21 protein-coding genes, 1 tRNA gene and 1 pseudogene are annotated in these 25,587 nt (G+C 40.4%); 4 read left to right on the top strand and 19 right to left on the bottom strand.

The annotated features are described in order from the left end of the window. Positions 1–123, bottom strand: a pseudogene (locus FTV32_RS14025) (IS5/IS1182 family transposase); the annotation flags it as partial. Positions 124–332: 209 nt separating this feature from the next. Between FTV32_RS14025 and FTV32_RS14020 the strand changes: the two are divergent. Beyond that, a complete protein-coding gene (locus FTV32_RS14020) occupies positions 333–1,328 on the top strand; it encodes a DUF4105 domain-containing protein (protein ID WP_180028986.1) in 996 nt (331 codons plus the stop codon). A 54-nt stretch (positions 1,329–1,382) separates the two neighbouring features. On the opposite strand, the gene FTV32_RS14015 is transcribed toward FTV32_RS14020, so the two are convergent. Next, positions 1,383–2,177, bottom strand: a complete 795-nt coding sequence (locus tag FTV32_RS14015) for a hypothetical protein (protein ID WP_180028985.1) — start codon at positions 2,175–2,177, stop codon at positions 1,383–1,385. 297 nt (positions 2,178–2,474) lie between these two features. Between FTV32_RS14015 and FTV32_RS14010 the strand changes: the two genes are divergently transcribed. Together FTV32_RS14010 and FTV32_RS14005 are read left to right on the top strand one after the other, a co-directional pair. Next, positions 2,475–3,188, top strand: a complete 714-nt coding sequence (locus FTV32_RS14010; protein WP_180028984.1) for a DsbA family protein — start codon at positions 2,475–2,477, stop codon at positions 3,186–3,188. A 427-nt stretch (positions 3,189–3,615) separates the two neighbouring features. After that, a complete protein-coding gene (locus tag FTV32_RS14005; protein ID WP_257227638.1) occupies positions 3,616–4,812 on the top strand; it encodes a hypothetical protein in 1,197 nt (398 codons plus the stop codon). Positions 4,813–4,872: 60 nt separating this feature from the next. On the opposite strand, the gene FTV32_RS14000 is transcribed toward FTV32_RS14005, so the two are convergent. The 6 genes from FTV32_RS14000 to FTV32_RS13975 all read right to left on the bottom strand — a co-directional run bounded on the left by FTV32_RS14000 (position 4,873) and on the right by FTV32_RS13975 (position 11,099). Then, on the bottom strand, positions 4,873–5,154 hold the full coding sequence (locus FTV32_RS14000) for a hypothetical protein (protein WP_180028983.1): 282 nt from the start codon (positions 5,152–5,154) through the stop codon (positions 4,873–4,875). A gap of 220 nt (positions 5,155–5,374) precedes the next feature. Beyond that, positions 5,375–7,294, bottom strand: coding sequence for a molecular chaperone HtpG (gene htpG / locus FTV32_RS13995; protein WP_180028982.1), 1,920 nt, complete (start codon positions 7,292–7,294; stop codon positions 5,375–5,377). A 92-nt stretch (positions 7,295–7,386) separates the two neighbouring features. Continuing rightward, positions 7,387–7,734, bottom strand: a complete 348-nt coding sequence (locus FTV32_RS13990) for a lysozyme inhibitor LprI family protein (RefSeq protein ID WP_180028981.1) — start codon at positions 7,732–7,734, stop codon at positions 7,387–7,389. Positions 7,735–7,865: 131 nt separating this feature from the next. Further along, positions 7,866–8,450 (bottom strand): OmpW family protein, encoded by a 585-nt coding sequence (locus FTV32_RS13985; RefSeq protein WP_180028980.1) that lies wholly within the window; start codon positions 8,448–8,450, stop codon positions 7,866–7,868. Between the two features lie 307 nt (positions 8,451–8,757). Then, entirely contained in the window at positions 8,758–10,128 is a 1,371-nt protein-coding gene (locus FTV32_RS13980) for a Na+/H+ antiporter family protein (protein WP_180028979.1), read from the bottom strand. Between the two features lie 92 nt (positions 10,129–10,220). Beyond that, positions 10,221–11,099: an alpha/beta fold hydrolase gene (locus FTV32_RS13975; protein ID WP_180028978.1), complete on the bottom strand. Its 879-nt coding sequence runs from the start codon at positions 11,097–11,099 to the stop codon at positions 10,221–10,223. A gap of 124 nt (positions 11,100–11,223) precedes the next feature. Between FTV32_RS13975 and FTV32_RS13970 the strand changes: the two genes are divergently transcribed. Next, positions 11,224–11,712: a DUF4442 domain-containing protein gene (locus FTV32_RS13970; protein ID WP_035265952.1), complete on the top strand. Its 489-nt coding sequence runs from the start codon at positions 11,224–11,226 to the stop codon at positions 11,710–11,712. Between the two features lie 61 nt (positions 11,713–11,773). Here FTV32_RS13970 and FTV32_RS13965 read toward each other — a convergent pair whose 3' ends face one another. From FTV32_RS13965 to FTV32_RS13915, 11 genes are all read right to left on the bottom strand, one after another. Next, positions 11,774–12,130, bottom strand: a complete 357-nt coding sequence (locus tag FTV32_RS13965; protein ID WP_035265949.1) for a hypothetical protein — start codon at positions 12,128–12,130, stop codon at positions 11,774–11,776. Between the two features lie 197 nt (positions 12,131–12,327). Beyond that, the gene (gene rpoC / locus FTV32_RS13960) at positions 12,328–16,521 is read right to left on the bottom strand and encodes a DNA-directed RNA polymerase subunit beta' (protein WP_035265945.1); all 4,194 of its coding nucleotides are present in this window, start codon (positions 16,519–16,521) and stop codon (positions 12,328–12,330) included. Positions 16,522–16,665: 144 nt separating this feature from the next. After that, positions 16,666–20,754, bottom strand: coding sequence for a DNA-directed RNA polymerase subunit beta (gene rpoB, locus FTV32_RS13955; protein ID WP_180028977.1), 4,089 nt, complete (start codon positions 20,752–20,754; stop codon positions 16,666–16,668). Between the two features lie 305 nt (positions 20,755–21,059). Continuing rightward, positions 21,060–21,431 carry a 50S ribosomal protein L7/L12 gene (gene rplL, locus FTV32_RS13950; RefSeq protein ID WP_035265942.1) on the bottom strand — a complete coding sequence of 124 codons (372 nt, stop codon included), beginning with the start codon at positions 21,429–21,431 and terminating at the stop codon, positions 21,060–21,062. A 51-nt stretch (positions 21,432–21,482) separates the two neighbouring features. Next, positions 21,483–21,989, bottom strand: coding sequence for a 50S ribosomal protein L10 (gene rplJ / locus FTV32_RS13945; protein ID WP_035265941.1), 507 nt, complete (start codon positions 21,987–21,989; stop codon positions 21,483–21,485). A 301-nt stretch (positions 21,990–22,290) separates the two neighbouring features. Next, complete coding sequence (gene rplA, locus FTV32_RS13940) at positions 22,291–22,986, bottom strand: 50S ribosomal protein L1 (protein WP_035265940.1); 696 nt, start codon at positions 22,984–22,986, stop codon at positions 22,291–22,293. A gap of 3 nt (positions 22,987–22,989) precedes the next feature. Then, the gene (rplK, locus tag FTV32_RS13935; RefSeq protein ID WP_004813566.1) at positions 22,990–23,418 is read right to left on the bottom strand and encodes a 50S ribosomal protein L11; all 429 of its coding nucleotides are present in this window, start codon (positions 23,416–23,418) and stop codon (positions 22,990–22,992) included. Between the two features lie 115 nt (positions 23,419–23,533). Continuing rightward, entirely contained in the window at positions 23,534–24,067 is a 534-nt protein-coding gene (gene nusG / locus FTV32_RS13930; protein ID WP_035265938.1) for a transcription termination/antitermination protein NusG, read from the bottom strand. Positions 24,068–24,074: 7 nt separating this feature from the next. Next, a complete protein-coding gene (gene secE, locus FTV32_RS13925; RefSeq protein WP_035265936.1) occupies positions 24,075–24,515 on the bottom strand; it encodes a preprotein translocase subunit SecE in 441 nt (146 codons plus the stop codon). A 77-nt stretch (positions 24,516–24,592) separates the two neighbouring features. Then, positions 24,593–24,668: transfer RNA gene (locus FTV32_RS13920), tRNA-Trp, on the bottom strand. 47 nt (positions 24,669–24,715) lie between these two features. Continuing rightward, a partial coding sequence (locus FTV32_RS13915) for an elongation factor Tu (protein WP_180028976.1) occupies positions 24,716–25,587 on the bottom strand: 872 nt, incomplete at its 5' end.

The following is a 25,587-nucleotide window of genomic DNA, read 5'->3' as shown; positions in this document are numbered from 1 at the left end:
TGATGGCGCATACCATTGCGTAGCAGGATCAAACCAAATGGCAATATTTCCGCGACTCATGAGTGCTCGGTTATATGCGGGCCAATTGGTTGTGCGGTAGATTTTGTGTGTAGGCTTCTTCATTTGAGAATTATATCGCTGAAAAAGCCTTTACAGATAGGTTTGTGCAACAAAGCCTATTCATCAGCACTCAGATAAATGGTTTCAAGTGTTTTTTAAAGATTTTGCTAAGCAACTGAATTTCAAGACTTGGTCTGATTTTACAAATATGGACTTCAAAGCTTAACTTCAATTCATTATAAAAATAGAAAACTCATACATATCCATCAGCCATGAAAACTAAAATAAAAAACAGCCTACTCGTAATATTTTTATGTCTCACATCAGTTTGGACAATCTTATTCATTTGGACACATCAGCCTGTTAATGCCATTTTCGCTTATGCACTGATCTTGTTTTGGGTTGGACTTACCATCATTACAGGGATATTCCATTTCAAGCAACACAGCTCTAAGCCCTATTTCACATGGGCGTATTTGATTATTTTTTTGATTGCCATAATTAGCTTTTTTTCCTTAGAACCACGCAATGATCGCGTTTGGCAGGATGAAACCGACAAAATTATTCAATTCCAATTCAAAGATGGCAAAGTGGAATTACAGAATGTCAGAAATTTTATTTGGCATAGTGATAAAGACTACGTGACGCGATGGGAAACACGACAATACGATTTAGAAAAGTTAGATCGTATAGATTTAGTGGTATCACATTTTATGCTAGGTCCTATTGCGCATGTTTTTATTACATTTGGTTTTGATGATGGCGAACATCTCGCTTTTTCTTTAGAGGTTCGTCAGGAAAAAGATGAAGGATTTTCCACCATTGGCGGGTTTTTTCGGCAGTATGAATTGGCACTGGTCGTAGGTGATGAAAATGATTTGATTTATACACGCTCAAATATTCGCGAAGAAGATGTCTATATTTATCCAATTCAAATGAATCAAACCGAAATTCAGATGTTGTTTTTAGAATTCCTGAACAAAGCCAATCGGCTAAATCATACCCCAGTTTGGTATAACACCTATATCAGTAATTGTACAACCATCTTGTTTGATTTATTAGAACATGCAGTAGGACAAATTCCACGAGATTATCGCGTGACCTTACCAGGCTTAATTCCAAACTATTTATATGACAAAAAAGTACTCGATAATGGTATCACCTTAGATCAATGGAAAGAAAAAGCACAGATTAATCCCAAAATTGAGCATGTTCATGATGTACATTTACTTTCAAGTAAAGCCTTTTCTGCCTTACTCCGTGAGTAAAGCAGGCGTCCTTTTTTTATAACCACGCTGAAAGAAACAGCTAAGAAAGAGTGTTTATTTCGTTTCTTGCTGAACAGCAGGCTCTGAACTTGGACTTTGATTCACTGTTTGTGCTTCAATCACCTCGGCATTTTGATTTTTTAACTGATCAATTTCGCGTTGTAATTGATTTAATTCACGATATAACTCGTTAAAGCGATTCACACTGAGATCACTTTTAAATAGAATCATTTCATTACGGCGTTGCCAGTCATGATTCTTCAAAAACTCAAACATTTCTTCAGCTTTTTTTGTGATCTTAAGTTCTAAAGCAAACAAAGCTTGATCATTATTATGCTGTCGGCTGAATTTTAACTTTTCTTTCATTGGCTCACGCAAGTCTGCTTTCATCTCCAAAGCATCAAGCGCTTGTAAAGCTGTCGCATAAATTTGTTGGTCACGCGTTTGATATTCAGATTGAATTTTCTTCACTAGGACAAACATCTTTTCGGTGTCTTGATATTTATTCTTTTTATCTAATTCTAGGCGACGAACGTTCAGAAACTCATCCCACTTGGCTTGATCTAACTCACGTAAATACATATTTCGTGATTCAATATTGTCTACCCAATACTTCAAAATAAATTCAGAAAGTACTTTATAGTCACCATTCAAACGCTCATCTTCAACTTTAAAATTCAGAGGGGTCTTCCAATCCTTCGCTTGAACATAAAGCTGCTCAATTTTTTCTGTCATCACCAAATCAAATTGTTGACGTTGCACTTCATCATTTTTTTCATTTTGCGCGTAGGCACAATAACCAAATAATAAGGTCACCATGACGATAACCACCGCTAAAATTCCGCGCATCTCAAACTCCTATCCTTTTTTGTTTGAGTAATGAATCACTTGCGAACAATGACAAGCACATGAAGTGTATTGTATAGCATATTTTTTAAGCAGAAATAGGAATGAATTTAGTGGATATTGCTGTGATTTTGTCGATTTATTCGTGATTCTGTGATCAAGTTTCAATAATTTATTACGCAATATTCATATTTTCGACAGAAACATAGCGGGTTGAAACTCTGCGTTTCAGATTTAGACCTTTAATTTTGTTGTCATTGCCCACACTATAGATTCATAAATGATGATTAGAGATTTTTTATGCGTGTAGATGTGTGGTCAGATGTAGTATGCCCTTTTTGCTATATCGGAAAAAAACGTTTAGAAGCAGCAGCAGCTGCAACTGGTGTAGAACTTGAAGTCCATTGGCACAGTTTTCAGCTAGATCCTGATGCACCGCCACGTCAAGAAGTCTCAAATAGCGAACGTTTGGCATTGAAATATGGGCGTACTGTCGCTGAAGTTGAAGAAATGCAACGCAATATTGCGGAAATGGCAAAAGCAGAAGGCATCGAGTTCAATTGGGAAAATGCCAACTCAGGAAATACATTCAACGCCCATCGAATTATTCATCATGCACAAAGCTTAGGATTGGGTTCGGAAGCAAAAGAAGCCTTTTTCTATAGCTATATGACCCAAGGTTTAGCCATTGGCGAGCGTGAAACCCTCGAAGATGTTGCTTCGCGCATTGGTTTGAATCCAGTTGAAGTGGATGATATTTTGGATTCTGATCAATATGCCGATTTTGTCCAATTTGATGAAGAACTTGCACGTGATCAATTGAAAGTGACTGGCGTACCATTCTTTGTATTCGATCAGCGTGTAGCTTTAGCTGGTGCTCAACCGACTGAAGTCTTCCAAGATGTGATCAACAAAGTATTAACGACTGCCAATGAACAAGCAGATCAACCCACTGTTGAAGATGCAGAAACTTGTACTGATGAACATTGTGACGTGCCACCAAGCAAATCATAAAACATCTTCGAGAACCTAAATATGGCTTAAGGTTGCATGACTTAAGCCATATTTAGACTGTTATAAAAATAGAATTCAGCGTTGCATAAACAAGCCTATTCAAGTGAATCGGAACTGAATATACTTCATGTATAGATTCACTGCATGACTCTATACATGGTAAATTTTTATAGACCTCTTTCCCCAAGGAGGTCTTTTTTTATCTATAAAACAATCATTTAATAAAATTATTTCAGTTTCAAGTCTTCTCATTATCTGTTCCAATTTTAAATCACTTTAAATTCATTATTGTTTATTGTGAATTTTGTTGAACAATTCATTAGAATAGATCAAACATTGATTTTTAATAATATCACGATGCTTAAGCCCATTTTTAATTTTATAAATAAATTCAGTGGCTTAACAATGAAAATGACTTAGAGCGAATATGAAAAGAATCATGCAGCAATTCAAACCGTCAACCTTAAGTCTTGTCTTAAGTTGTAGCTTTTTAAGTACTTTCGTGTATAGCCAAGATCAGATAGATCACTTGACTGATCCTTATCAAACAGATGAAATTAGTGTCAGTAGCGAATTCCCTACTTTAGACTATCCTTTAGAATTTCAACAAAAAGACTGGCCAACATCGGATGAAAATAGCTTAGGTTGGATTAACTACGTTCCTCGCATGGTTGATGCAACGCCGACACTATTCCCAGAACAATCCAATAAAAAAATATACGCTCCGACCCAAATGACTGAAGATTTATCATGGATTGACCGACGTCAAAAATCGATTCGCCAATGGGCAGACCGAACTGCACAGCGAATCGATGGTTGGTTTGGTGAAGGTTATGAAGATGAAACCGCCAAAGCAACGCTACGTGTAATCTTTGATAATAAATGGAATAAGTATGATGATTACGAATTCAAGCCACGTATACGCGGTAAAATCGACTTACCAACCTTAGAGCGTAAATTAAGTTTAGTCTTTGGTGATGATTCACTGGATAATGAAATTGACAACAATATTGCCATTACCAATGAAAATCCCGCTGGTGATCCCGACAAAAATGTCGACACTAAGCGAATCCGTGAAGATAACAGTTCTATCGCCTTACGTTGGTCACAACTGTCTGATAAATTACCTTTCGATTTAGATGCTGATTTAGGTATTCGATCTGGAGATGACATTTATGCCCGCTTAAAGGCAAAAAAAGATTGGACTCTCGGGAATGATTTTTCCTTTCATGCTGAACAAATCTATCGTTATGGTATAGATAGTGAAAATTATCTAAGAACCAATTTGGAACTCACGCATGCACGTCCAAATGAAGCGTTTATTTCAAATCAGCTTTATCTAACTTATGCGGATGAGCAAGATGATGATTGGACTTGGGATAATCGTACCTATCGCCAACATCAGTTTTTCCATGATAACCGCTTTAACTACGGTATGTATGTGGGTGGTTATTACAACGAAGATGATTTACGTATGAACAGTTGGGGACCTTTTGTTTCTTGGCGCCAACCCTTATTCCGCGAATGGTTCTTTGTTCAAGGTGATCTTAACTATTTTAATGACAAGCGTGAAGATCGATCACACTATCCTCGTGCATTAGTTCGTCTTGAAGCTAGATTTTAGCGCTCGATAATAGTCATAAAAAAAGCCCATCACTGATGGGCTTTTTTAGATCTTAGATTCTCAAATGACAGGCTTTTGAATCACGATACGATCATTACGTGTAATACGTGTTTTTTTAGGCGCCACTTCAGCTTCAGTTTTAGGTAAAACATAACCGACACGATCTGTGCGTGCGATACGTTTACTATCCACAAAAGGATTAATATCAAACTGTGGAATTTGATGCTTCACCACGGTTACACGATCATTTCGAACAATTTTCTTCACCTCATGTTCTGCATAAGAGACATTGGTTAAGCTCAGACAAAACATGCTAAATGCGAGCATCATTGAAGTTTTCATAGAATATTCCCAATATTTAATGATCGCTATTATAGATTAATTATTATTGTTTAATATGTTTTACAAATCAAAACTTGGACGTATTTTTTTATCATTAACATCGAAAAAATTTATCTAGTTTAACCCAAAGCTTAAATAGTTCCTTTTACATCCTACGACGGCGCTGCATAAAAAAAGCCTATCCGAAGATAGGCTTTGGATCACAATTTAAAATATGCGCTTATTTCAATAATAAGCTGTTAATGCGTTTTAAATATGCAGCTGGATCTTCTGGTAAACCACCTTCCGCAATCATCGCTTGATCAAAAATCACATTTGCAAGATCATCAAATTGTGCTGAACCATCCAACTTTTTCACCAATGGATGCTCAGGGTTAATCTCTAAAATTGGCTTGCTTTCTGGGACTGCTTGACCTGCCTGTTTTAGCATGCGAATCAACTGTGGAGACAACTCGCCTTCACCCGTCACCAGACACGCTGGAGAATCAACCAAACGAGTGGTTACGCGCACTTCTTTGGTTTTGTCTTTTAATGACTCAGACAGCTTTTCAACCACAGGTTTAAACTGCTCAGCCGCCGCTTCTAATGCTTTTTTCTCTTCAGCATCCTGTAAATCACCTAAGTCTACAGCACCTTTTGCGACATTCTGCATTGGTGTCCCGTCAAACTCATGAACAAATTCCATTGCCCATTCATCTACACGTTCAGTCATTAGCAGAACATCGATGCCTTTTTTCTTGAATAACTCAAGTTGTGGCGAGTTTTTAGCAGCGGCTAAGCTTTCCGCCGTTACATAATAAATCGCCTTTTGACCTTCTTTCATTGCTGCTTTGTAGTCAGCCAATGAAGTGGTCACCTCATCATTGTTTGAAGTTGCAAAGCGTAGAAGCTTCAAAATTCGATCACGATTAGTGAAATCTTCACCCAAACCTTCTTTTAAGACAGATCCAAACTCAGCATAAAACTTCTTAAATTTCTCTTGATCTGCTTCATCTTCAGATTTAGCTAAAGTATCTAAAGTTGTTAAGATTCGACGTGTGTTGCCTTCACGGATGGTTTTAACATCTCGACTTTCTTGAAGTAATTCACGACTCACATTCAACGGTAAGTCTGCGCTATCCACAACACCTTGTACGAAACGTAAATAGTTCGGGATGAGATTATCTGCATCATCCATGATGAAGACACGTTTCACATAGAGCTTGATACCTGCTTTCGCTTCCCGTGAGAAAATGTTGTGCGGTGCTTTACTTGGGATATACAGTAATTGCGTATATTCAGTGCTCCCTTCTACACGGTTATGCGCCCAAGTAATCGGTGCTTCAAAGTCGTGACTTAAGTTTTTATAAAACTCAATATACTGTTCTTCAGTAATGTCATTCTTACTACGTGTCCACAATGCGCTGGCAGAATTAATCGCCTCCCATTCACCCGTTTTGACATACTGGCCTGGTTTGGCTTCTTCTCCCTCAGCTGCTTCTTCTTGTTGCCATACCTCTTTTTCCATTTGAATTGGTAAACTGATATGGTCTGAATATTTATTGATAATTTGCTTTACTTTATAACTTTGCAAATAATCTAATGCGTCTTCGCGCAAGTGTAGAATAATATCTGTACCGCGACCTTCTTTTGTAATTTGCTCAACTTCAAATTCGCCTGTACCACCACTGATCCAACGTACACCTTCTGAAGCTTCAGCCCCTGCACGACGTGATTCAACTGTGATTTTATCAGCGACAATAAAGCCAGAATAAAAACCGACACCAAACTGACCAATTAACTGTGCATCTGACTTTTGATCACCGGTTAATTTAGACATAAAGTCTTTAGTACCAGATTTAGCAATCGTACCCAAATTATCAATAGCTTCTTGTTGGCTTAAACCAATACCGTTGTCTGAAATGGTGATGGTTTTATTATCTTTATCCAATTGTACGCGTACACGTAAATCTGGATCATTTTCATAGTATTCAGGATGATTAATCCCTTCAAAACGTAATTTATCACAAGCGTCTGAAGCGTTTGAAATTAGCTCACGAAGGAAAATTTCTGGATTTGAATAAAGTGAATGCGTCACTAAATGTAAAAGCTGAGCAACTTCCGCTTGGAAACTATGTTTTTGTGTATTCTGCTCGCTCATAAACTACTCCTTAAACACATCAAAACAATTTTTTTGAATGCTTAATGAATGGTGTAGCTTCTAATTTTTTCAATGGTCAAAATTAATTTTTTTTAAAAAGGACCTTGTTTGTAAATTCGATCAAGATGTATTTCTAGTTTTTGCTGACGCATTTGATAGACATGATTTAAGCATTGCAAATTTGCTTGGCATTGATCACGTAATTCCAGCCATTTGACTTGTTCATTCTGAATGATTGATCGCATTCCCATCGGTAGTAAACGACGAAGAATTTGATAAGAGGCAGCCATTTTAACATCTGCATCATTCAGGATACGATGTTCACAAACAGCTTTCTCAGTTTCGGACTGCGCTTTTTTGCAATCAAAACTCGCTGCAAATACTGGAACACTTCCACATGCAGCCAGCACAATGATGAGTTTTATGAATTGGTTCTTCATGCATACTACTCTGTTATGAGCTTTCTAGATTATTGAAAAAAATTGTTTTTTTATATGGTATTTTCTACCTGTTATAGTACAACACATAAAAAAAGCCCTATTGAATAATAGGGCTAGGCGCAACTTTATTTTTAGAATTTGTAGCTGTAACCAATGCTATAGATGACTGGATCTATATCTAGCTTGAACTTTGTTGTTCCATCTACAGTCACTTCAGGGTTCAAATCTGCATAACGTACGTCAGCAAATACACCCCAGTTTTTTGCATCAGCTGGTTGGAAATTGAAACCTAACTGCGCTGCATAACCAAAATCTTCTTTTACACTTTGAACGCCTTGCTCATCCCAAGCAATAAATGCTGTTGCACCAAGACCAACATAAGGTGTAAATCCCGAGGTATTTTTAAAATGATATTTCGCAGTCAGTGTTGGTGGTAAATGTTTAATCGTCACTGCATCAGCGCCATTAATCAAAACATCATGGCGAACTGGAGTCGCTAATAATAATTCAGCAGAAATTTGATCATTAAAGAAATATTCCACCGAAGGGGTAAAAGCAAATTCATCATCGGCTTCCACTTTAGCTCCTCCTAGAGCAGCCACAGTGGTATCTTGCGTTGGAGAAATTGCAGATGCACCTACCTTAAGTTGCCATTCTCCTGCCAGTGCATTTGCTGACATCCCAACTAAAACAATCAGTGAAATTTTATTTAACATTATTATAACCTCTGAAAGAAATATCTAAATAAATCACTATTTAAATATAATAAACATGCCAAAAATTAATATGCAACTCTCAAAAATTAAATAAAATATATTTTATTTATAAACAACTGATTATAATAATAATTTATTTTAAATCATACCAATTTAGTCAATTATAAAACCATCAATTATTTTAAATAACCTATTAATCATATTATTTTACTCGGAATTTTTATTTAATCCTACTATTTTAATCTGATTTAAAATAAAAAAGGCGATTATATTAATCGCCTTTTATTCAATCATTTTTTAAATGTAGTTATAGAACCATTGCCGCGATCCAACCAAAAATCATCAATGGAATATTGAAATGAATAAATGTCGGAATCACACTGTCTTTCATATGATCATGTTGACCATCCATATTCAAGCCTGATGTTGGACCTAAAGTCGAGTCTGAAGCTGGAGAGCCTGCATCACCTAGAGCTGCAGCAGTACCTATGAGCGCAATTGTTGCTGCTGGACTAAAACCAAACTGAATACATAATGGGACATAAATGATTGCAAGAATTGGCACTGTGGAGAATGATGATCCTATACCTAGTGTAATTAACAATCCGATGAGTAACATCCAGAATGCTGCCCAACCTTGACTATCACCAATCCATGCGACTGAAGCCTCAACTAGCGTTGGAACCTGACCAGTAGCGCCGATCACGGCTGCAAAACCTTGTGCTGCGATCATAATAAAACCCACGAGTGCCATCATACGCATACCAGTAATGATGACATCGTCAGCTTCTTTCCACTTGAAAATACCTGCACAGCTTAGGATCGCCACACCGACTAAACCAGCTAAAATCATCGAATCAGAATACAATTGCACTGCAAGCGTTGCTAAAACAGCCCCCCCCGCCATATAAATCGTAAATTTAGAAACCTCCGGTCTCGCAGAACCTTCTTGAACACCCATTTCACCCGAAATGCTTTGTGGTTGTTCTTTGACATGAATGTCACGATATTCTCGTGGTTTACGATAGCTATAAAACACTGCGATTAATAAACCTACGAACATCCCAAACACAGGAATCGCCATCGCAGAAGGGATTTGATCATAATCAATTTGGAAGCCAAGTGGTTCACCAAAAGTATTGATGTTTTGACCTAAAATATCATTTAGGAAAATTGCACCAAAGCCGACTGGGATCAACATATAAGTTGCACATAAACCAAATGTGAGTAGACATGCAACCAATCGTCGATCAAGCTTTAAATGGTTGAATACCATCAATAATGGTGGAATCAATACAGGAATAAAAGCAATATGCACGGGAATTACGTTTTGAGAACAAACAGCCGCTATTGCAACCGTTGCAAAGATGGCATATTTGACACGATTTTGTATTTTAAGATTAGCCTCACCTTTAAGTGAATTAATCATTTTATATGCTAGAAGATCTGGCAAACCTGAACGAGCCAAAGTTAAGGCAAATGCACCAAGTACACCATAAGCTAAAGCAATCTGGGCACCCTTGCCCAAACCACCATTAAACGCTTCCATAGTGCCTTGTAAACCAAGACCAGCCAATAGGCCTCCTGTTACAGCACCAATGATCAGTGCAAATACCACAGGCACACGAGCCAAAGAGAGGCCAAACATGACCCCAATGGCAGCAAGAATTGCAAACATAAGAAATAGGAATCAGACAAAAAAACTATTTTATCAGAATTTGTTTGTAATAAATCTGCTCATCAGGGGTTGATACCTTCACTCGTCAGATTCTATTCGCCTTGCGCATTTTTTTTTGCAAATTGTTTAATATACGATGCGATCTCTTGGGCACGACTTAAAACAGCCCAATGATTCGCATCTAGCTCAACACGTTCAAAACCTGTCGCCCATTTTGGAATTTCGTCAATCAACTCTGGACTTACATATTTATCGCGTTTTAAGACTACCGCTTGAACGGGGCAAATCGCATGACGTTGACGAGGCATCATTAGACGTGGAATAAAGTTTGCTCGATACAGTGCCACACCATACTCACCATCCTTAGAGATATTTTGGTTTACAGGTAAGCCTTTTGTATCTTCAAGAATTTCAAATATTTTGCCCCAGCGATCTGGATTGAGAAAATTCCACATCGTCGGTGCAACTACGGGTAGCTGAAATAGTACGATGTACCAAGACTTAATCAATTGCTTAAAGAACTTTGGTTTTTGATGTTTGAATTGTTCACGCATCCAATAAGCAGCATGGTCCAAGCATGGTCCAGATATAGTGGTATATGAAAGAATACGACCTTTAAATTTAGATTCTGTTACGGATTCCCATGTTTGAATTGAGCCCCAATCGTGTGCTGCCACATGAAAGTTTCGATTTGGCAACAGATGATTTACCACACTCTCCAAATCCAAAGACAGTTGAGCTAATGCATAAGCGCGAATCTTTTTCGGTACGCTCGATTGACCAGCGCCACGCACATCATAAGTCACAACAAAATAATCTTCGATTAAATTCGAAATGATTGGTTCCCATACTTCTTGATTGTCTGGATAACCATGCACAAGCACCAATGCCGGCTTATTCCGATCTCCCCATGTTTTAGCATAGAGTTTTTGTTGATCTGTCGTGTTAATCCAATGCGATTCAAATTGCATAATATGCTCAACCTTTTTTGTTATTGATTGACCGTTTTCTTGGTCTACGATGATTTTCGATCAATGCCAGAATATTTTTTGTACTTTAGTATGCTAACTAATGAAATAAAAATAATTGACCTAAATGAGTATTTTGAAAAAGCTAACGACAATTCCGTTAATATCCAAGTATATGTTTAATAGCTTTGCACCCTTTCAAGGCGCAGGCATTACTATCGATAAAATCGACTTAAAAAATCATCATATTCGTGTAAAAATGCCACTTACACGAAAAAATAAAAATATTGTGGGTGTCCACTTTGGCGGTAGCCTTTATTCTATGGTTGACCCATTCTATATGACATTACTCATGTATCACTTAGGTGATAAATATATTGTTTGGGATAAGGCTGCAAGCATCGATTTTTTAACTCCTGGTCGTAGCACTGTTTATGCAGATATCCGCATTGATTCCAGTGAAATACAACTCATCAAAGAGCTCGCTAGCAATCATGCTCCTGTTTACCGTAACTATACTGTGAATATTATGGATGAATCAGGCTTACGGATCGCAGAAGTTCACAAAACTGTGTATATCCGTCGCAAGAAGGCAAAAGCCACACGTTTCCGTTAATAAAAAAAGCGCTCTATGAGCGCTTTTTTTATCACTTTAGCAAATTAACGATTATTTTGTTCTATCGCTTTTGCTCTATCGCTGCTCCTGCACCGCCGCCAATTGCACCACCAATTGCAGCGCCAGAGTTACCACCAAAAATACTTTTACCGACTGCAGACCCGATTGCACCGCCTACACCACTATAAGTGGCATTACGATCTGAGCCCCCTTGAGCTTTACTACCTACAGCGGCACCTGCACCACCACCAAGCGTTGCACCAACACCACCACCAACATTATTACCAACACCACCACCAAGTGCACCGCCTGCAGCAGCTGCACCAATACGCTGTTGATTCGGCGTCATGCTTTCACAACCTGCAAGTAGCATTGTAGATACGGTTGCCATCGCCATGACAGCTGTTAACTTTTTCATCTTGATGTCCCTCTTTGTCTATTTATATAAGTATATCGCGATCTAGAGAATAAAATTTTCAATTTCTGTTACAAGACAACGCGAAAATGATGCTATTTGTAAAGATTTTTTTTCAAAATAGATATTTAGCCTCAAATTCACATTATCAAACTCAATAAAAAAAGGCACCCGTAGGTGCCTTCTTAATTCAGTTTAGACTAAAACTGATCTTCATTTAATGCTTGTGAGAACGCTTGGTCAACTTCAGAGAAGTCATTAACCAATTCGTGTTCAGCAGCTTCTGCTTCTTGACGACGACGCTCTAAGTGGTAAGCCAAACCTGTACCCGCTGGGATCAAGCGACCAACAACCACGTTTTCTTTTAGACCGCGTAAATCATCTTCTTTACCTGTTACAGCAGCTTCAGTTAACACACGTGTTGTTTCCTGGAACGATGCAGCAGAAATGAACGAGTCAGTAGAAAGTGAAGCTTTCGTGATACCCATCAATTGACGTTCAAACTTCGCAGGGAACTTGTTCTGAGCAAGTACTGCTTGGTTTTCTTGGACAACACGGATGTAATCCACTTGCTCGCCTTTGATGAAGCTTGTATCACCACCATCGATGATCTCAACTTTACGCAACATTTGACGTACGATGACTTCAATGTGCTTATCGTTGATTTTTACACCTTGGAGACGATATACGTCTTGAACTTCATTCACGATGTAGTTGGTTAATGCCACTTCACCTTTCAAACGTAAGATGTCATGTGGATTTTGCGGACCATCAGAAATCGTTTCACCACGGTTAACATGCTCACCTTCAAACACGTTAATCGTACGCCACTTAGGAATTAACTCTTCGTAAATCTCTGAGCCATCATCCGGTGTGATCACAAGACGATTCTTACCTTTAGTTTCTTTACCAAAGCTTACAACACCTGAAACTTCTGCAAGGATCGCATGTTCTTTCGGCTTACGCGCTTCAAACAAGTCAGCTACGCGTGGAAGACCACCGGTAATATCACGAGTACGTGAAGTTTCTTGAGGTACACGACCAATTACATCACCCACACCAATTGTTTCGCCATCACGGACAGTCACAATTGTATTTTGTGGTAAGAAGTAGAACTGTTCACCACCATCAACTGTATCTAATACAATCGCTGGACGTAAGTCTTTACCAGAAGCTGGACGAGACGTTACAGGTAAAATTTCAACTGTCGTCATACCAGTTGCATCATCTGTTTTCGATGTTGCAGTCACGCCATCAGCGATTTGGCTGAAACGTGCTTTACCAGCAACTTCTGTTACCAATGGATGCGTATGCGGATCCCAAGTCGCTACAATACCGCCAGCTTCTACCGCACCACCATCTTTAATCAAGATTGAGGCACCGTAAGGAAGTTTATAACGCTCACGCTCACGACCGATGTCATCAGTGATACCAATCTCACCAGAACGAGAAACAGACACTAAGTGACCTTTAGCGTGTTGAACTGTCTTCACATTATGGAAACGGACAAAGCCTGCATTACGTACTTGAACACTGTTCGCAGCAGAAGTTCGGCTCGCAGCACCACCCACGTGGAATGTACGCATCGTTAACTGTGTACCTGGCTCACCAATGGATTGAGCAGCCATTACACCCACTGATTCACCTGGATTCACCAAGTGACCACGTGCAAGGTCACGACCATAACATTTCGCACATACACCAAAAGTAGATGCACAGTTTACTACTGAACGTACTTTAACTTCATCGACACCTTGCTCTTCTAGGTAGTTTGCAAGTTTCTCATCGATGAGTGTATTACGTGGCAGTACTACTTCATCAGAACCTGGTCGCTTCGCATCTTCAGCTAATACACGACCAAGCACACGAGTACCTAAGTTCTCGATAACATCACCACCTTGAATGAATGGCGTCATTACAAGACCGTCAAAAGTACCGCAATCTGGCTCAGTAATCACTAAGTCTTGCGCTACGTCTACAAGACGACGTGTCAAGTAACCCGAGTTCGCTGTCTTCAATGCTGTATCGGCCAAACCTTTACGCGCACCGTGTGTTGAAATGAAGTACTGAAGTACTGTCAAACCTTCACGGAAGTTCGCTTTAATTGGTGTCTCAATAATCGAGCCATCCGGTTTTGCCATCAAACCACGCATACCTGCAAGCTGACGAATCTGTGCTGCACTACCACGGGCACCAGAGTCAGACATCATGTAGATGGAGTTGAATGATTTTTGTTTCTCATCTTCGCCCTGTTTGTTCTTAACAGTCGTGTAAGACAAGTTATCCATCATCGCTTTCGCTACTTGGTCGTTTGTACGTGCCCAAATATCGACAACTTTGTTATAACGTTCACCGGCAGTTACGAAACCTTGTTCGAACTGTTGCTCAATTTCACGAACTTCAACTTCAGCTTTCTCGATGATTGAATACTTCGCAGGTGGAATCACCATGTCTTCCATACCAACAGACACGCCTGAACGTGTTGCTTGACGGAAACCGAGGTACATCAATTGGTCAGCAAAAATAACAGTATCTTTCAAACCAAGCTTACGGTAGCAAGAGTTGATCAATTTAGAGATGTTCTTTTTGGTCATCTCAACGTTGATTTGCTCGAAGCTTAAACCTTCTGGCACAACTTCCCAAAGTAAACAACGGCCTGGCGTTGTATCAACGATAATCGTTTGTTGCTCACGCTCACCATTTTCATTGATCACAGTTTGATGTACACGAGCTTTAACGCGAGCATGTAAATCAACTTGACCTGTTGCAAGCGCACGGTTTACTTCGTGAGTATCCGCGAACACCATGCCTTCACCTTTGGCATTGATTGCATCACGCGTGATGTAATACAAGCCTAAGACAACGTCTTGCGATGGAACGATGATTGGTTCACCGTTTGCTGGAGACAAGATGTTGTTCGTTGACATCATTAACGCACGAGCTTCTAATTGAGCTTCAAGTGTTAATGGAACGTGTACCGCCATTTGGTCACCATCGAAGTCGGCGTTGAACGCAGCACATACGAGTGGGTGTAGACGGATCGCTTTACCTTCGATCAATACAGGTTCAAATGCTTGAAGACCTAAACGGTGAAGTGTTGGCGCACGGTTCAACATCACTGGATGTTGACGAATCACAGATGCAAGAACGTCCCAAACTTCTGGAGTCTCACGCTCAACCATTTTCTTCGCAGCTTTAATGGTAGTTGCTTGGCCAGACGCTTGTAATTTCGCGAAAATAAACGGCTTGAATAACTCAAGTGCCATTTTCTTAGGAAGACCACATTGGTGAAGACGTAAAGTAGGACCTACAGTAATTACCGAACGACCAGAATAGTCAACACGCTTACCAAGTAAGTTCTGACGGAAACGACCTTGTTTACCTTTGATCATGTCTGCCAAAGATTTAAGAGGACGTTTGTTAGAACCAGTAATTGCACGACCACGACGACCGTTATCTAACAATGCATCTACAGACTCTTGCAACATACGTTTTTCGTTACGTACGATGATATCTGGAGCAGCTAGATCAAGAAGACGCTTTAAACGGTTGTTACGGTTAATCACACGACGATAAAGATCGTTCAAATCAGATGTCGCGAAACGACCACCTTCAAGTGGTACAAGCGGACGAAGATCTGGTGGAAGTACTGGAAGTACAGTCAACACCATCCATTCTGGTTTGTTATTCGACTCTTTGAACGCTTCCATTAACTTCAAACGCTTAGATGCTTTCTTAAGCTTCGTTTCAGAAGTTGTATTTGGAATTTCTTCACGTAAACGAGAAATCTCAGCTTCAAGATCGATGTCTTTCAACAAATCTTGAACTGCTTCAGCACCCATTTTCGCAGTGAATTCATCACCGTGCTCTTCTAATGCTGTGAAGTATTCTTCGTCATTCAGAAGTTGGTATTTCTCAAATGGCGTCATACCAGGATCTGTTACAACGTAAGATTCGAAATACAATACACGTTCGATATCACGTAGCGTCATGTCTAAAAGAAGACCGATACGGCTAGGCAGTGATTTTAAGAACCAAATGTGTGCAACTGGTGAAGCAAGCTCAATGTGACCCATACGCTCACGACGAACTTTCGCAGTTGTTACTTCAACGCCACATTTTTCACAAATGACGCCTTTGTATTTCATACGCTTGTATTTACCACACAAGCATTCGTAATCTTTTACTGGACCAAAAATTTTGGCACAGAATAAACCATCACGTTCAGGTTTGAACGTACGATAGTTAATTGTCTCTGGCTTTTTAACTTCACCATGAGACCATGACTTAATCATTTCTGGTGACGCAAGACCAATACGGATGCGATCAAACTCTACAGGAGCATGACCGTCTGAATCCGTCTTTTTGCGCATGATATCGAGCAAGTCTTTCAATTTTTTTCTCCGTGTGTTGTGGAGATTTTCACTTCACAACTGGGTCACAAATATTGTTTTTTAACTGAATTGGTAATCTCCCCTAACCCCTCTTTTTTAAAGAGGGGTTAGTCTCCCCCTTATCAAAGGGGGATTGAGGGGGATTTAGTCACCATTTTTCAGTTCAATGTTGATACCTAAAGAACGGATCTCTTTGGTCAATACGTTGAACGATTCAGGCATACCTGGGTCCATATAATGGTTACCATCTACAATGTTCTTATAGATACGGGTACGACCCTCAACGTCATCCGACTTCACAGTCAGCATTTCTTGAAGCGTATAAGCTGCGCCATATGCTTCGAGTGCCCAGACCTCCATCTCACCGAAACGCTGACCACCGAATTGTGCTTTACCACCAAGCGGCTGTTGCGTTACAAGCGAGTAAGAACCTGTAGAACGCGCATGCATCTTGTCATCAACCAAGTGGTTCAATTTCAACATGTACATGTAACCTACAGTTACAGGACGGTCAAAACGTTCACCAGTACGGCCATCATACAGTACTGTCTGACCAGTACGTGAAAGACCAGATAGTTCTAATAACTCTTTGATTTGATCTTCTTCCGCACCGTCAAATACTGGTGTTGCAAGTGGAACACCTTTACGGAGGTTGCCTGAAAGTGCCAAGATTTCATCATCAGTTAAGCTATCAAGATCTTCTTGCTCGCCACCAACTTTGTTGTAAATCTTGTCTAAGAATTCACGAAGTTCAAGTACAGTACGTTGTTCTTTCAACATTTGATCGATCTTGTCACCAAGACCTTTCGCAGCCATACCCAAATGAGTTTCAAGAATCTGACCCACGTTCATACGTGAAGGTACACCTAGTGGGTTCAATACGATATCTACTGGAACACCATTCGCATCATGTGGCATGTCTTCAACTGGCAAGATGTTTGATACAACACCTTTGTTACCATGACGACCCGCCATCTTATCACCAGGCTGAATACGACGTTTTACTGCTAGGTAAACTTTAACAACTTTCAATACGCCAGTTGTTAACTCATCACCTGTAGAAAGCTTGCGTTTTTTCTCAGCGAATTTCTCATCGATTTCAAGACTCTTCTCTTTCAAGAATACTTGAATTTGAGTTAAACGCTCCGCGATGCCTTCATCTACTGGTTGGATATCAAGTAGATCAACAAGTTCTAGATTTGAAAGAACTTCATCAGTTAACTTATCGCCACGTTTTGTTGTACCGCCGCCATTAGACTCTTGACCATTCAACAAACGTACAACGCGCTCACGTGCAGCTTCTTCGAAGATTTTGTATTCTTCTTTCAAATCTTTACGGTATGCATCAAGTTGAGCTTTTTCAATCGCTTGAGCACGTTCGTCTTTCTCGATACCATCACGAGTAAACACTTGAACGTCGATAACTGTACCCTTCGTACCAGATGGAACACGAAGTGAAGAGTCTTTCACATCAGCTGCTTTTTCACCAAAGATTGCACGAAGCAATTTTTCTTCAGGAGTCAACTGCGTTTCGCCCTTAGGTGTTACTTTACCAACTAAGATGTCGCCAGCAGTTACTTCAGCACCGATATAGACAATACCTGATTCATCAAGCTTAGAAAGTGCAGCCTCACCTACGTTCGGGATATCAGCAGTAATTTCTTCTGAACCAAGTTTAGTATCACGCGCGACACAAGAGAGTTCTTGAATGTGAATAGACGTCAAACGATCTTCTTGAAGAACACGCTCAGATAATAAGATCGAGTCTTCGTAGTTATAACCGTTCCAAGTCATGAACGCGACACGCATGTTTTGACCAAGTGCCAATTCACCGCCATCAGTTGATGGACCATCAGCAAGTACATCACCACGACCAACTTTGTCGCCTAGGTTCACAAGCACTTTTTGGTTAATACATGTGTTTTGGTTTGAACGTGTGTATTTAATCAAGTTGTAGATATCTACACCTGCTTCACCCGCAACCATTTCATCTTCATTCACACGAATAACGACACGAGATGCATCTACGTATTCAATACGCCCGCCACGTTTCGCGATCACACACACGCCTGAATCATGCGCCACGTTCGCTTCCATACCTGTACCAACAAGAGGCTTGTCAGCAATCAGCGTAGGAACAGCCTGACGTTGCATGTTTGAACCCATCAATGCACGGTTCGCATCATCGTGTTCAAGGAATGGAATCAGTGACGCAGCCACAGAAACAACCTGCTGAGCAGATACGTCCATGTGCGTTACTTTTTCTGGCGGCATACGTACGAAGTCACCTTGGTGACGAACAGATACGAATTCTTCTGTTAAGTTGCCATCTTTATCCAATTGAGAATCGGCCTGTGCAATCACAGTACCTACTTCTTCAATTGCAGATAAATATTCAACTTCATCCGTTACACGACCATCAACAACTTTACGATATGGAGTTTCTAAGAAACCAAAGCTATTCGCTTTCGCATATACAGATAATGAGTTGATCAAACCAATGTTTGGGCCTTCAGGCGTTTCAATTGGACAAACACGACCGTAGTGAGTTTGATGTACGTCACGTACTTCGAAGCCCGCACGTTCACGTGTTAAACCACCTGGACCTAATGCTGATACACGACGTTTGTGTGTAATTTCAGACAATGGGTTGTTTTGATCCATGAACTGAGATAACTGACTTGAACCAAAGAATTCTTTGATTGCAGCCGCTACTGGTTTTGCATTGATCAAGTCTTGTGGAGACAAGTTATCTGTCTCTGCTTGTGATAAACGCTCTTTCACAGCACGTTCAACACGAACTAGACCAACACGGAATTGGTTTTCTGTCATTTCGCCAACAGAACGTACGCGACGGTTACCTAGGTGGTCGATATCATCGACTTCACCTTTACCGTTACGGATTTCAACCAGTGTTTTTAATACGTCAATGATGTCATCGTTTGAAAGAATACCTTCAACTTCACGTGACTTCTGATCTGTACCCACTTCGTAAGGACGACCCAAACGACGGTTAAACTTCATACGACCAACTGGTGATAAGTCATAACGTTCAGAAGAGAAGAACAAGTTATTGAATAAGTTTTCTGCAGCTTCTTTCGTTGGTGGCTCACCTGGACGCATTACCTTGTAAATTTCTACAAGCGCTTCTTCACGACCAGAAGTCGTATCAGCACGTAATGAATCAGCTACGAATGAACCGCGATCGATGTCATTGGTATAAAGTACGTTAAATTGCTTAACGCCGCCTTCAGCGATTTTAACCATCACTTCATGGCTAAGAACCGTGTTTGCAGCAATCACATCACCATTGTGTAATGTAATATCTTCAGCAGTAATACGCTCATATAAATATTCATCAGGTACTGGAAGTTTAGTTAAGCCTGCAGCTTCCATTTGACGAACATGACGCGCATTAATACGTTTACCTTGCTCAACGATTGTCTTACCGTCATTGTCTGTGATATCAAATTGTGCCATTTCGCCACGCAGACGCTCTGGAACCAAGTCAATTTGATAGCTGCCCATGTCTAGATATACAGGAACCTTTTCATAGAACATGTCTAGAATTTGTTCGTTTGTATAGTTCAAGGCACGAAGAATCACAGTCGCAAGTAACTTACGACGACGGTCAATACGAACGTATACTAAATCTTTAGCATCAAACTCAAAGTCTAACCATGAACCACGGTAAGGAATGATACGTGCTGAATAAAGCACCTTACCACTTGAATGCGTCTTACCCTTGTCATGATCAAAGAACACACCAGGTGAACGATGTAATTGAGATACGATTACACGCTCAGTACCATTGATCACGAACGTACCATTCTGTGTCATAAGTGGCATTTCACCCATGTACACTTCTTGTTCACGTACGTCTTTAATTGATTTCGTTTCGCGATCTTTAATGATCAAACGAATTTTTACGCGCATTGGTGCCGCATAAGTTGAGCCACGAAGAATACATTCGCGAACGTCAAACTCTGGTTTACCAAGGCTATACTCAACGAATTCTAAAGCAGCATTCCCAGAATAACTTTCAATTGGAAAAACTGAACGAAATGCGGCTTGGAGACCGATATCTTCGCGGTTTTTTGGTGTTTTGCCATCTTGAAGGAACGTTCTGTACGAGTCGACTTGAATCGCGAGCAGGTACGGAGCATCCATCACTTGGGGCAATTTACCAAAATTCTTACGGATCCGTTTCTTTTCGGTATATGAGTATGCCATCTGGAGTCCTCGGAAAGTAAACTAAACCCGCCTGCAGAACGGGTCTAGAAGGAATTACGCAGGTCGATATGACCACCACTTTGTTCAAATGCTGCAATGTTCAGTGGTATTAAAACGCTTAACAATATTTTTAAACATGGAAAAATATTGGTAAGCGTTTGATTTTATTCAATTATAGTTAGTATTGATGATTTTTACACCAAGTTAACAAAAATCGAGCCGATAATTGTAACGCAAAAAGGCTGATGACCCAAGAGCCATCAGCCAATTTTTGGGGTCAAATTAATATTGACCCCATGGCGAAATTACTTAACAGTAACTTGAGCACCAGCTTCTTCAAGTTTCTTCTTAAGTTCTTCAGCTTCTTCTTTAGAAACACCTTCTTTAAGAAGAGCTGGAGCGCCTTCAACTAAATCTTTAGCTTCTTTAAGACCAAGACCAGTTGCTTCACGAACTGCTTTAATTACAGCAACTTTGTTAGCACCGAAAGAAGTCAACTCTACGTTGAATTCAGTTTGTTCTTCAGCAGCAGCAGCGCCAGCACCTGGAGCAGCAGCTACAGCTACAGCAGCAGCAGATACATTGAATTTCTCTTCAAAAGCAGAGATAAGTTCAACAAGTTCAAGAACAGTTTTTTCAGCAACTGCGTTTAAGATTTCTTCGTTAGTTAAAGCCATGAGAATAACTCCAAATGGATATTGAATGGTGTGGAAATTGATTTATTAAGCTTAAGCAGCTTCTGACTCGTTTTTCTCTTTGAGCGCAGTAATAAGGCGACCCAATTTCGAAATAGGAGCTTGAAGAACATTTGCAAGCATAGTAAGCGCTTTTTCTTGGTTCGGAAGGTTCGCGATTACGCTAACTTCAGCACCTTGATAAACCTTGCCATCGAATGCAGCAGCTTTAAGTTCAAATGCTTTATTAGTTTTAGCAAATTCTTCAAACAAACGAGCAGCTGCGCCCATGTCGTCTTCAGAAGTCGAGAAAGCTAAAATTGTTGGGCCAACAAGGTTGTCGTTCAAGATATCGAACTGAGTATCTTGAAGAGCACGTTTAGCTAAAGTATTACGCACGATACGTGTAGTAACACCTAGTTTACGAGCTTCAACACGAAGAGCAGTTAATTGCTCAACAGTTAAACCTTGGTAGTCAGCAACAACAGCAGTGAAAGCAGTAGAAGCAACAGCGTTAACTTCAGCTACGATCTGTTTTTTGTCTTCGATAAGAAGAGCCATTGTAAAACCTCCTAACGGTGATCTATGTACTCACGCGAAGTACACTCCCAGTTCGTTAACTCATCACTGAGTCAACACGCGGAGGATGAACTAAATCACACCACCGCATCTACGCAGGCTGGAATATTAAGAGCGAAGTATAAAACTCCCCTCGCCTGAGGTCTTTGACGCTGATAAATTCTCATTTACCAATTCAAAGTTTGCCTAAGTTCGCAAGAAATCCAAAACCGGTATCTTGCGTAAGATTTGAAGCAGCGCTTCAAATCTTACTCAGGGCTTTAAAATTCTGTCTAAGTTAAACTTAGTTAGAAACGTTAGTTACATCAATAGTAAGACCAGGACCCATAGTTGAGCTTAAAGTGATCTTTTTGATATAAACACCTTTAGAAGTTGCAGGTTTTGCTTTCTTAAGGTCAGCTACAAGAGCTTCAACGTTTTGACGAACAGCTTCAGCAGTGAAACCTACTTGACCGATCGCAGCATGGATGATACCCGCTTTGTCTACACGGTAACGTGCTTGACCAGCTTTTGCATTTTTAACTGCAGTTGCTACGTCAGGAGTTACAGTACCCACTTTAGGGTTTGGCATTAAGCCACGTGGACCAAGGATTGTACCTAACTTACCTACAACGCGCATTGCATCTGGAGCAGCAATCACTACGTCAAAGTCAAGGTTACCCGCTTGAATGCTTTCAGCAAGGTCATCAAAACCAACTACGTCCGCGCCTTCAGCTTTAGCAGCTTCAGCAGCAGCGCCTTGAGCAAACACAGCTACACGTACAGTTTTACCCGTACCTGCAGGAAGTGTAGTCGCACCACGAACAACTTGGTCAGATTTACGAGGATCAACACCTAGATTTACAGCTACATCCAAAGATTCTTTGAATTTAGCAGCTGGAAGGCTAGAAAGTACTGCTACAGCTTCTTCCAAAGTATAAACTTTGTTCGCTTCTACAGCAGCTGCAATCGCTTTTTGACGTTTAGTTAATTTAGCCATGTCTTAAAGCTCCACTTCCAAGCCCATAGAACGTGCAGAACCAGCAATGGTACGTACACGCGCGTCTAAGTCAGCACCAGTTAAATCTGGTTCTTTAGTAGTCGCGATCTCTTCTAATTGAGCACGAGTCAACTTACCAACTTTAGTTTTGTTAGGTACAGCTGAACCCTTTTGGATACCAGCAGCTTTCTTAAGAAGAATAGCAGCAGGCGGAGTTTTCATGATAAATGTGAACGACTTGTCGTTGTACACAGTGATCACTACAGGAATCGGAAGACCAGCTTCAAGTTTTTGTGTAGCAGCATTGAATTCTTTACAGAATGCCATGATGTTTACACCACGTTGACCTAGTGCAGGACCGATTGGTGGAGATGGATTCGCTTTACCAGCTGGAACTTGCAGCTTGATATAGCCGTCAATCTTCTTAGCCATTTCAATTACCTCTGGGTACAAACGCCGATTAAGGCTCCCCAATATTTACAAGTAACGATACCGTTACAACAACAATGCCCGATTAATCAAATCGGGCGTTTTCAACCAATTCAGATTAAATTGTTTTTTCGACTTGTCGAAATTCCAATTCAACTTGAGTTGGTCGATTGAATACATTAATCGTCAACGTTAAGCGTGACTTTTCGTACTGAACTTCTTCCACCACACCTTTAAAGTCTGTGAATGGACCATCAGTAACCAATAATTCTTCGCCTGGCTCGAACATTGTCTTAGGACGAGGTGCTTCGCCAGTATTGCGTACACGTGCAAGAATCGCGTCAGCTTCTTTTTGCGTAATTGGAGCAGGCTTTTCTGCCGTACCACCAATAAATCCGAGCACTTTTGGACATTCTTTAACAATGTGCCAAGTATCGTCATTCATTTCCATTTCAACTAACACATAGCCTGGAAAGAATTTACGCTCTGACTTACGTTTCTTACCATCCTTCATCTCTACCACCTCTTCGGTAGGAACAAGGACTTCACCAAAGCTATCGGCAACAGCGCTACGCTGGATTCGATCATTAAGCGAACGCATCACTTGTTTTTCATAACCTGAATAGGCATGAATAATGTACCAACGTTTCATAGCTCTTTTACCCGATAATAAACTTCATCAACCAACTAATAATGTAATCAAAACACCATAAACCAATAGCGGTGATTACAACAACAAGTAACACTTGCCATGATGCAGTTACTGTTTCTTGCTTTGTTGGCCAAATCACTCGACGCAGTTCAATGCGCGAGTCTTTCAACAAACGAACAAAGCCTTTGCCTTGATGGGTGGCGTATAATAAACCTAAAGCCACAACGATACAAGCCAAAATTACCCCAACACGCACCCAAATATTGTTTGCGGGAACCCAATATGCTGGAAGATGTTGATTTACCATAAGTGCACCAGCAAGTAATGCCAATGCAATAATCCATAAAATCACGTCAACTGGTGAACCAGATTTAACGACTTCAGCGGAATTGTTTCTTTGAGGAATTGGCGCGTCGCTTAATGCGTCACGCGATTTATCATTCGACATTTTTGTACTCGTCGTTGAATTCGCGACTTATTATATGACCAGTTTAGCCAGCATCAAGCTTTTTATCAAAAATAATTTGGCAGGCCAGGAGGGACTCGAACCCGCAACATTCGGTTTTGGAGACCGACGCTCTACCAATTGAACTACTGACCTATAACAAAACCGAGAATCGAAACTCTCGGTTTTCGTTTGTACTTCTATTATGCAGTTACTTTAGCAACAACACCAGCACCAACTGTACGACCACCTTCACGGATCGCAAAACGTAAACCTGGGTCCATTGCGATTGGGTGGATTAATTCTACTGACATTTCTACGTTGTCACCAGGCATAACCATTTCAACGCCTTCTTTTAATTGAATCGCACCAGTTACGTCAGTTGTACGGAAGTAGAACTGTGGACGGTAACCGTTAAGGAATGGAGTGTGACGACCACCTTCTTCTTTAGAAAGTACGTATACTTCTGCATCGAATTTAGTGTGTGGCTTGATTGAACCTGGTTTAGAAAGTACTTGACCACGTTGTACATCTTCACGCTTAGTACCACGTAATAAGATACCACAGTTCTCGCCCGCACGACCTTCGTCTAGAAGTTTACGGAACATTTCAACACCAGTTACTGTCGTTTTAACTGTGTCTTTGATACCTACGATTTCAACTTCTTCGCCTACTTTAACGATACCAGTTTCTACACGGCCAGTTACTACTGTACCACGACCAGAAATAGAGAATACGTCTTCGATTGGCATCAAGAATGCCTGATCTACAGCACGTACTGGCTCTGGGATGTAAGTGTCAAGCGCTTCAACAAGAGCAACAACTGCATCTTCACCAAACTGACCAGCTTCACCGTTAAGTGCAGCAAGAGCAGAACCACGGATAACTGGAGTGTCATCACCTGGGAAGTCATAAGTAGAAAGAAGTTCACGAACTTCCATTTCAACTAGCTCAAGAAGCTCTTCGTCGTCTACAAGGTCACATTTGTTTAAGAATACAACGATGTATGGAACACCTACTTGGCGAGAAAGAAGGATGTGTTCACGAGTTTGTGGCATTGGACCATCAGTCGCAG

This window comes from Acinetobacter sp. YH16032 (genome assembly GCF_013417345.1).
GTDB lineage: Bacteria > Pseudomonadota > Gammaproteobacteria > Pseudomonadales > Moraxellaceae > Acinetobacter.
This window is presented reverse-complemented; position numbering and strand designations above follow the sequence as displayed.

Coding starts and splice junctions, on each gene's coding strand:
- FTV32_RS14020 (WP_180028986.1), top strand. CDS start 333: ATGAAAACTAAAATAAAAAACAGCCTACTCGTAATATTTTTATGTCTC.
- FTV32_RS14015 (WP_180028985.1), bottom strand. CDS start 2,177: ATGCGCGGAATTTTAGCGGTGGTTATCGTCATGGTGACCTTATTATTT.
- FTV32_RS14010 (WP_180028984.1), top strand. CDS start 2,475: ATGCGTGTAGATGTGTGGTCAGATGTAGTATGCCCTTTTTGCTATATC.
- FTV32_RS14005 (WP_257227638.1), top strand. CDS start 3,616: ATGAAAAGAATCATGCAGCAATTCAAACCGTCAACCTTAAGTCTTGTC.
- FTV32_RS14000 (WP_180028983.1), bottom strand. CDS start 5,154: ATGAAAACTTCAATGATGCTCGCATTTAGCATGTTTTGTCTGAGCTTA.
- htpG (WP_180028982.1), bottom strand. CDS start 7,294: ATGAGCGAGCAGAATACACAAAAACATAGTTTCCAAGCGGAAGTTGCT.
- FTV32_RS13990 (WP_180028981.1), bottom strand. CDS start 7,734: ATGAAGAACCAATTCATAAAACTCATCATTGTGCTGGCTGCATGTGGA.
- FTV32_RS13985 (WP_180028980.1), bottom strand. CDS start 8,450: ATGTTAAATAAAATTTCACTGATTGTTTTAGTTGGGATGTCAGCAAAT.
- FTV32_RS13980 (WP_180028979.1), bottom strand. CDS start 10,128: ATGTTTGCAATTCTTGCTGCCATTGGGGTCATGTTTGGCCTCTCTTTG.
- FTV32_RS13975 (WP_180028978.1), bottom strand. CDS start 11,099: ATGCAATTTGAATCGCATTGGATTAACACGACAGATCAACAAAAACTC.
- FTV32_RS13970 (WP_035265952.1), top strand. CDS start 11,224: ATGAGTATTTTGAAAAAGCTAACGACAATTCCGTTAATATCCAAGTAT.
- FTV32_RS13965 (WP_035265949.1), bottom strand. CDS start 12,130: ATGAAAAAGTTAACAGCTGTCATGGCGATGGCAACCGTATCTACAATG.
- rpoB (WP_180028977.1), bottom strand. CDS start 20,754: ATGGCATACTCATATACCGAAAAGAAACGGATCCGTAAGAATTTTGGT.
- rplL (WP_035265942.1), bottom strand. CDS start 21,431: ATGGCTTTAACTAACGAAGAAATCTTAAACGCAGTTGCTGAAAAAACT.
- rplJ (WP_035265941.1), bottom strand. CDS start 21,989: ATGGCTCTTCTTATCGAAGACAAAAAACAGATCGTAGCTGAAGTTAAC.
- rplA (WP_035265940.1), bottom strand. CDS start 22,986: ATGGCTAAATTAACTAAACGTCAAAAAGCGATTGCAGCTGCTGTAGAA.
- rplK (WP_004813566.1), bottom strand. CDS start 23,418: ATGGCTAAGAAGATTGACGGCTATATCAAGCTGCAAGTTCCAGCTGGT.
- nusG (WP_035265938.1), bottom strand. CDS start 24,067: ATGAAACGTTGGTACATTATTCATGCCTATTCAGGTTATGAAAAACAA.
- secE (WP_035265936.1), bottom strand. CDS start 24,515: ATGTCGAATGATAAATCGCGTGACGCATTAAGCGACGCGCCAATTCCT.